This window comes from Rhodanobacter sp. B05 (assembly GCF_002001085.1).
In the GTDB taxonomy this organism is placed as follows: Bacteria; Pseudomonadota; Gammaproteobacteria; order Xanthomonadales; family Rhodanobacteraceae; genus Rhodanobacter.
The window spans coordinates 235,874-243,045 of the sequence record NZ_MUNU01000012.1; the positions used below are offsets into that span (position 1 = coordinate 235,874).

The window sequence follows — 7,172 nt, forward strand, 5'->3', positions numbered from 1 at the left end:
TGTCTCATTGGATACGCAATCGCGCGCGCAGGTCGTCGAGCAGCAGGAACAGGAACGGCCACAGGGCCGCACCGACGAAGGGCGAGATCCACCAACTGGCGGGCGGCAACGAGGCGCCGGCCAGCATGCGCACGATCAGCAGCAGGATGCGATCGTTCAGCAGCAGCGCCAGTACCGCCAGCGCCTGCTGCCACATCGGAAAGAAGCGCAGCCGCGAGCGAAAACGCAGCGCAATGAAGACCAGCGCGCACAGACGCAAGGCCTGTTCGCCAAGCAGCACGCCATTGAGCAGGTCGGCGCACAGGCCCACGCCGAAGGCCAGGCCGAGATTCACCCGATCCTCTGCTTCCAGCGACCAGTACAACAGGACCAGCGCCGGCCAATACGGCTTGAACGGCTCCAGCACACCGGGCAGCGGCACCAGCATCGACAGCAGGGCAGCCACCAGGGTGCCGACGAACCACCACTGGCTCAGTCGTTGCCGGTTCATCGCGGCGCCCCGCTGTCGATTGAAGGCTTGCCTGGTGGCGAGACCAAGCTTGCGGCCGCGGCCGGTCCCGACGATGTGGACGGCCCCGCCGGACTGGCCGGAGCCGGCGGGCCTTCCGGCTCGGCCTGGTCATGCAGCAGCAGCACGTCGGTACTGCGATCGATCTCCGCGGCCGGCCGGGCCAGCGCCACCTGGAACATGCCGGTGGCGGCCGGCGCCACGTTGTCGATCCGGCCGACCGGGAAACCCGGCGGGAAGCGTCCGCCGATCCCGGAGGTCAGCAAGTTGTCGCCCACCCTGATGTCGGCGGCCAGCGGCAGGTTCGGCAGACTCAGCTCATCCCCGTCGCGCGAGCCATAGGCGACCGTACGCAAGCCGGTACGCGCGATCGTCACCGGGATCGCATGCGATGGATCGGTGATCAGCATCACTACCGCGGTGTGCGGCAGCACCTCGATCACCTGCCCCATCACGCCATGGGCATCGATCACCGGCTGACCTGCCCTGACCCCGTCGCGCGAACCCATGTTCAAGGTGAGCCGGTAGCGATAGGCGCCCAGGTCCACGCCGATCACCCGTGCCAGTTGCACGTTGAGCCCGAGACTGTGCTGGGTATCGAGCAGTTCCTTCAGGTGCTGGTTCTGCGCGGCCACCGCCGCCATGCGGTTCAACTTGGCGTTGGCCAGCAGCAGGTCCTCGCGCAGGCGCTGGTTGTCCGAGGTGAGATGCTGGCGGTCGGCGAACGCAACGCTGAGCGTGCGCACGCTCGCGGCGGGCAGACCCGCCAGCCGGTAGACCGGCTCCACTACCGCAGACGCGGCCGAACGAAGGCGCCACAGCCAGCCATTGCGCTGGTCGAGCACCATCAGCACCATCGCCAGTGCGAGATAGATGATCAGGCGCAGCGTGCCAGCCGCGTTGCCGGCAAACAGAGGGGAGGATTCGTCGCGCGCGCGCGCCATGGCGGCCCCGGCTGCCGCGCGTTATTCGGGCGCGAAGAAGTCGCTGCCGTGCTGATCGATCAGCTCCAGCGCCTTGCCGCCACCGCGCGCCACGCAGGTCAGCGGATCGTCCGCCACCTGCACGTGCAGGCCGGTCTCCTCGGAGATCAACCGATCCAGGTCGCGCAGCAGGGCACCGCCGCCGGTCAGCACGATGCCGCGCTCGGCCACGTCGGAGCACAGCTCGGGCGGGGTCTGCTCCAGCGCCGACTTGACTGCGGCCACGATGCCGGCCAGCGGCTCGTGCAGCGCTTCGAGGATCTCGTTGGAGTTGATCGTGAACATCCGCGGCACACCCTCGGCAAGGTTGCGCCCGGAAATCTCGATCTCCTTGACCTGCGCCTGCGGGAACGCACAGCCGATCTGCAGCTTGATCCGCTCGGCGGTGGACTCGCCGATCAGGGTGCCGTGGTTGCGCCGCACGTAGTTGATGATCGCTTCGTCGAAGCGATCGCCGCCGACGCGCACCGATTGCGAGTAGACGATGCCGTTGAGCGAGATCACTGCCACTTCGGACGTGCCGCCGCCGATGTCCAGCACCATCGCGCCGCGCGCCTCGTGCACCGGGATGCCGGCACCGATCGCCGCCGCCATCGGCTCCTCGATCAGGAACACGTCACGCGCACCGGCACCTTCGGCCGATTCCTTGATCGCGCGTCGCTCGACCTGGGTCGAACCGCACGGCACGCAGACCAGCACGCGCGGGCTCGGCCGCAGGAAACGCGACTTGTGCACTTGCTTGATGAAGTGCTGCAGCATCGCCTCGGTCATGGTGAAGTCGGCGATCACGCCGTCCTTCATCGGCCGCACCGTGGCAATGTTGCCCGGTGTGCGGCCGAGCATGCGCTTGGCGTCGCTGCCGACCGCTGCGATCGTGCGCGGGCCGCCGGGACCGCGATCCTGGCGGATCGCCACCACCGACGGCTCGTTCAGAACGATGCCCTGCCCACGCACATAGATCAGCGTATTGGCCGTGCCGAGGTCGATGGAGATGTCGTTGGAAAAGATCCCGCGAAACTTCTTGAACATGGGTCCGCCGTGGTCCGGCCTGGTTGAAATCAAGCTCACCAGTCTAGTCAGCGCACACCGCATTCGCAAGGGAAATAGCGTTAAGAAAGCCTTGCGCAACACGACCCTAGACACATTTCCTGGATCGCGGGTTGAGCTCCGCACCGATCCTGAAAGTCGCCAACCGGGATCGATCGCGTTAGGATTGCACCCTTTGGTCGCCGCCTTCCGGGGCGGTGACGGCCACCGCGGCAGCCGCGGCCTTTCTCAAACCTAGCCCGGGGGTTCCCGCACACCATGCCTGCCGTCATCTGCGGATCGCTGGCCTATGACACCATCATGGTGTTCCAGGACCAGTTCAAGAACCACATCCTGCCGGATCAGATGCACATCCTGAATGTGTCGTTCCTGGTGCCGGCGATGCGTCGCGAGTTCGGCGGCTGCGCAGGCAATATCGCCTACAACCTCAAGCTGCTCGGCGGCGATCCGCTGCCGGTGGCGGCCGTGGGCCAGGATTTCGGCCCCTACCGCACGCACATGGAGCAGTGCGGCATCTGTCTGGAAAGGGTGCGCGTATTCAACGACCAGTTCACGCCGCAATGCTTCATCACGACGGATCTGGACAACAACCAGATCACCGCCTTTCACCCCGGCGCGATGTCCAGCGCGCAGGAAAACCACGTGCGCGACATCCCGCAGATCGATTTCGCGATCGTGGCCCCGGATGGCCGCGAGGCGATGCTGCAGCACGTGAACGAGTTCGCCGCACGCGGTGTGCCCTTCATCTTCGACCCGGGCCAGGCGATGCCGTTGTTCAACGGCGACGAGTTCCGCTCGATGATCGGCAAGTCCACCTACGTGATCGTCAACGACTACGAGTCCCAGTTGCTGCAGGCCCGCACCGGCTGGAGCGCCGACGAGATCGCCAGTCGCGTCACCGCCTACATCGTGACCCAGGGGCCACGCGGCTCGATCATCCACGTCGGCAGCGAGACCCATCACATTCCGCCGGCGCGCGAACGCCAGGTCGTGGATCCGACCGGCTGCGGCGACGCGTATCGGGGCGGCCTGATCTTCGGCATCATGCAGGGCAAGGACTGGCCGACCATCGGTCGCATCGCCTCGCTGATGGGAGCGCTGAAGGTCGAGCACCCGGGTACGCAGAACCAGCGTTTCAACTACGCCGAATTCGCCGCCGCTTTCAGCGAGCAGTTCGGTTACGCGTTGAACTGAGCTTCCCTGCGGGCGGCCTCGCCGCCTTCAGTCGACACGAAACCCGATGGTGGCGTTCACCGCCGCCTGCCAGCCACGATACAGGCGGTCGCGATCGGGTTCGTCCATCGCCGGCTCGAAGCGGCGGTCCAGCTGCCACAGCCGGGCGATCTGTTCGCGGTTGTCCCACACCCCTACGGCCAGGCCGGCCAGATAGGCCGCGCCCAGTGCCGTCGTTTCGCCAATGCCCGAACGCAACACCGGTACGCCGAGCATGTCGCTCTGGAACTGGGCCAGGAAATCATTGGCGATCGCGCCGCCATCGGCGCGCAGTTCCTTCAACGCGATACCGGCATCGGCCTCCATCGCGGTCAGCACGTCGCGCGTCTGGTAAGCCATCGATTCCAGGGCCGCGCGTACCAGGTGTTCCCTGCGCGTACCGCGTGACAGGCCGAACATGGCGCCGCGCACATCGCTGCGCCAATACGGCGCACCCAGGCCGACAAAGGCCGGCACCAGATACACGCCGTCGGTTGACGGCACGCTCTCGGCGCAAGCCTGCGATTGATCGGCGCTGTCGAGCATGTGCAGGCCATCGCGCAACCACTGCACCACCGAACCGGCAACGAAGATGCTGCCCTCGAGCGCGTATTCCACCTTGCCATCCACTTTCCAAGCCACCGTGCTCAACAGGCCGTGCTGCGACGGCACCGCGACACTGCCGGTGTTCATCAGCATGAAACAGCCGGTGCCGTAGGTGTTTTTCGCCATGCCCGGTTCGAAGCAGGCCTGTCCGAACAAGGCCGCCTGCTGGTCGCCGGCGATGCCGCAGATGGGAGTGTCGCAGCCAAAGAAATACTTCGACTCGATGCGCCCGTAAACTTCGCTGCAACCGCGCACTTCCGGCAGCATGGAGGCGGGTACGCCGAACAGTTCCAGCAGGTCCGGGTCCCAGCATTGCCGGTGGATGTTGTAAAGCAGGGTGCGCGAGGCATTGCTGATGTCGGTGACGTGCACCTTGCCGCCGGTGAGATTCCACACCAACCAGCTGTCGATCGTGCCGAACAGCAGCTCGCCGCGTTGCGCGCGCTCGCGCACGCCTTCGACATGCTCGAACAGCCACTTGAGCTTGGTCGCGGAAAAGTACGCGTCTAGCAACAAGCCGGTGCGCTCGCGTATGAGTGCGTCGACGGATTCGCTGCGCATGTCCCGACATATTTCGGCGGAATGCCGCGACTGCCACACCAGGGCGTTGTACACCGGCTCGCCGGTGCGGCGATCCCACACCACGGTGGTCTCGCGCTGGTTGGTGATGCCGATGCCGGCCACGCTCGCAGCCTCGATGCCGGCGTTGTGGATCGCTTCGGTCAGTGTGACCTGGACGCTGGTCAGAATTTCCCGGGGACGGTGTTCCACCCAGCCCGAGCGCGGGAAGATCTGCTCGAATTCCCGCTGTGCTGACGAGACGACGCGCCCGTTCGCGTCGAACACCAGCGCGCGCGAGCTGGTCGTGCCCTGATCGATCGCGATGATGAAGCGCGAATCCCGATTCACGCCGACGCCTCCGCCGCTGACAACAGCGATCCGCGGGCCAGTGCGGGATAGGTCATATCCAGATAAGCCTGAAGATGCATCCGCTGATCATCGTTCATGCGCAACCCCAGCTTGGTGCGCCGCCACAGGATGTCCTCGCTCGCGCGTGCCCATTCATGGCGGACAAGGTAGTCGACCTCGCGCTGATAGAGTCCGGCCCCGAAATGTTGCCCGAGGTCCGCAAGCCCGGCGGCGGTACCCAGCAAGGCCGCGGTGCAGGTTCCGTAGTGGCGCAGCCAGCGGTATGCCAACGCCACGGGCAGCCACGGCCAGCGCTGCACCCATGTCGCCATCAACCGTTCGGCATCGACGAAGTCGCCGCCCGGCAGCGGGTCGCCGCTGGCCGTCCAGGCTGCTCGCTCCAGGCCCAGCGCCCTGGTCAGGCTGTCGACCGCCTCCTCACCAAGACGCCGGTAAGTGGTGATCTTGCCACCGAAGACATTCAACAGAGGCGCGCCCTGCCTTTCATCAAGTTCGAGTCGGTAGTCGCGGCTGACCGATGCGGCGTCGCCACCCTCGTCCAGCAGCGGACGCACGCCGCTGTAACTCCAGATAACGTCTTCGGCGCGCACCGGACGCTTGAAATACCGGCTGACGGCATCGCAGAGGTAATGAGCTTCGTCCGCTTCGATGTGCACGCTGGCCGGATCGGCCCGATAGTCCACATCCGTCGTGCCCACGAGGGTGTAGTCGGTCTCGTAGGGAATCGCAAAGACGACGCGTCGATCGGGCTGCTGGAACAGGTACGCATAGTCATGATCGAACAAGCGCGGAAGCACGATGTGGCTGCCCTTCACCAGGCGCACCTGCGCATGTTCACAACGACCGAGTACATCACTCAGAAAGGGTCCGGCCCAGGGACCGCAGGCATTGACCAGGACTTTCGCGCGCACGCTCCGCAACTCCCCGTCAGGGCCCTGCAATTGCGCATGCCATACGCCTTGTTCGACTTCAGCGGCCACACAACGCGTATGCACGCGAATATCCGCACCGCGATGGGCGGCATCCATGGCGTTGAGCACAACGAGGCGGGCGTCCTGCACCCAGCCATCGGAATACACGAAGCCGCGTGAGTAGCTGTCCTTGAGAGGCACGCCGCTGACATGTTGCCTCAGGTCCACGGCATGTGAATCGGCAAGCGTGCGATGCCCTGCACCGAGGCTGTCATACAAGAGCAAGCCAAGCCGGATCATCCACACCGGGCGAAGATGTGATTCGTGCGGCAACACGAACATCATCGGCCAGCTGATATGCGGTGCCAGGCGCAGGATCACCTCGCGTTCTGCCAGCGCCTTGGCCACCAGTCGGAACTCGTACTGCTCCAGATAGCGCAGGCCGCCGTGGATCAGTTTGGTGCTGGCGCTGGAAGTATGCGCGGCCAGGTCGTCCTGCTCGCAAAGCGTCACAGACAGGCCCCGTCCGGCCGCATCCCGCGCGATACCCGCGCCGTTGACGCCACCACCGACTACCAGGATGTCCGTGTCGTCGTGCAAACCGTCCCTCGTATGTGCCTCGCGATCGTTACTGCGCACGCTAGCACGCGGCCGATCGCTGAGGCCACGCAGTGGGCGAGCCATTTACAACCAGGGATCAAATCGCGGCAGCAACGCCGACCAAGAAAAAACCCCCACCGTTTCGGGTGGAGGTTTTTTGGATAAAGCCCCTGGCGGTGACCTGTTGCGGGTCGCGACCTACGGTCGCCACCGCACAAAAGAAAAACCCCCACCGTTTCGGGTGGAGGTTTTTGGATAAAGCCCCTGGCGGTGACCTGTTGCGGGTCGCGACCTACGGTCGCCACCGCACAAAAGAAAAACCCCCACCGTTTCGGGTGGGGGTTTTTGGATAAAGCCCCTGGCGGTGACCTACTC

The 7,172-nt window shown here is 65.2% G+C and carries 6 protein-coding genes; 1 reads left to right on the forward strand and 5 read right to left on the reverse strand.

Annotated elements, in window-relative coordinates; translation table 11 throughout:
* Positions 1–4: 4 nt before the first annotated feature.
* Genes mreD through B0E47_RS06370 form a run of 3 tightly spaced genes read right to left on the reverse strand, consistent with a single transcriptional unit; the run spans position 5 to position 2,520 of the window.
* Positions 5–490, reverse strand: a complete 486-nt coding sequence (gene mreD, locus B0E47_RS06360; RefSeq protein ID WP_077513165.1) for a rod shape-determining protein MreD — start codon at positions 488–490, stop codon at positions 5–7.
* A complete protein-coding gene (gene mreC, locus B0E47_RS06365) occupies positions 487–1,452 on the reverse strand; it encodes a rod shape-determining protein MreC (protein ID WP_077513166.1) in 966 nt (321 codons plus the stop codon). Before mreC ends, mreD begins: the two co-directional genes overlap by 4 nt.
* Before the next feature lie 21 nt (positions 1,453–1,473).
* Entirely contained in the window at positions 1,474–2,520 is a 1,047-nt protein-coding gene (locus B0E47_RS06370) for a rod shape-determining protein (RefSeq protein WP_077513167.1), read from the reverse strand.
* Between the two features lie 276 nt (positions 2,521–2,796).
* On the opposite strand from B0E47_RS06370, the gene B0E47_RS06375 reads away from it, so the two are divergent.
* Positions 2,797–3,732, forward strand: a complete 936-nt coding sequence (locus B0E47_RS06375; protein WP_077513168.1) for a carbohydrate kinase family protein — start codon at positions 2,797–2,799, stop codon at positions 3,730–3,732.
* 27 nt (positions 3,733–3,759) lie between these two features.
* Here the strand turns inward: B0E47_RS06375 and glpK are convergent, their stop codons facing one another.
* Both glpK and glpD read right to left on the reverse strand, forming a co-directional pair.
* Positions 3,760–5,265, reverse strand: a complete 1,506-nt coding sequence (gene glpK / locus B0E47_RS06380; protein WP_077513169.1) for a glycerol kinase GlpK — start codon at positions 5,263–5,265, stop codon at positions 3,760–3,762.
* A complete protein-coding gene (gene glpD / locus B0E47_RS06385) occupies positions 5,262–6,797 on the reverse strand; it encodes a glycerol-3-phosphate dehydrogenase (protein WP_077513170.1) in 1,536 nt (511 codons plus the stop codon). Before glpD ends, glpK begins: the two co-directional genes overlap by 4 nt.
* Between the last annotated feature and the right edge of the window lie 375 nt (positions 6,798–7,172).

Coding starts and splice junctions, on each gene's coding strand:
- mreD (WP_077513165.1), bottom strand. CDS start 490: ATGAACCGGCAACGACTGAGCCAGTGGTGGTTCGTCGGCACCCTGGTG.
- mreC (WP_077513166.1), bottom strand. CDS start 1,452: ATGGCGCGCGCGCGCGACGAATCCTCCCCTCTGTTTGCCGGCAACGCG.
- B0E47_RS06370 (WP_077513167.1), bottom strand. CDS start 2,520: ATGTTCAAGAAGTTTCGCGGGATCTTTTCCAACGACATCTCCATCGAC.
- B0E47_RS06375 (WP_077513168.1), top strand. CDS start 2,797: ATGCCTGCCGTCATCTGCGGATCGCTGGCCTATGACACCATCATGGTG.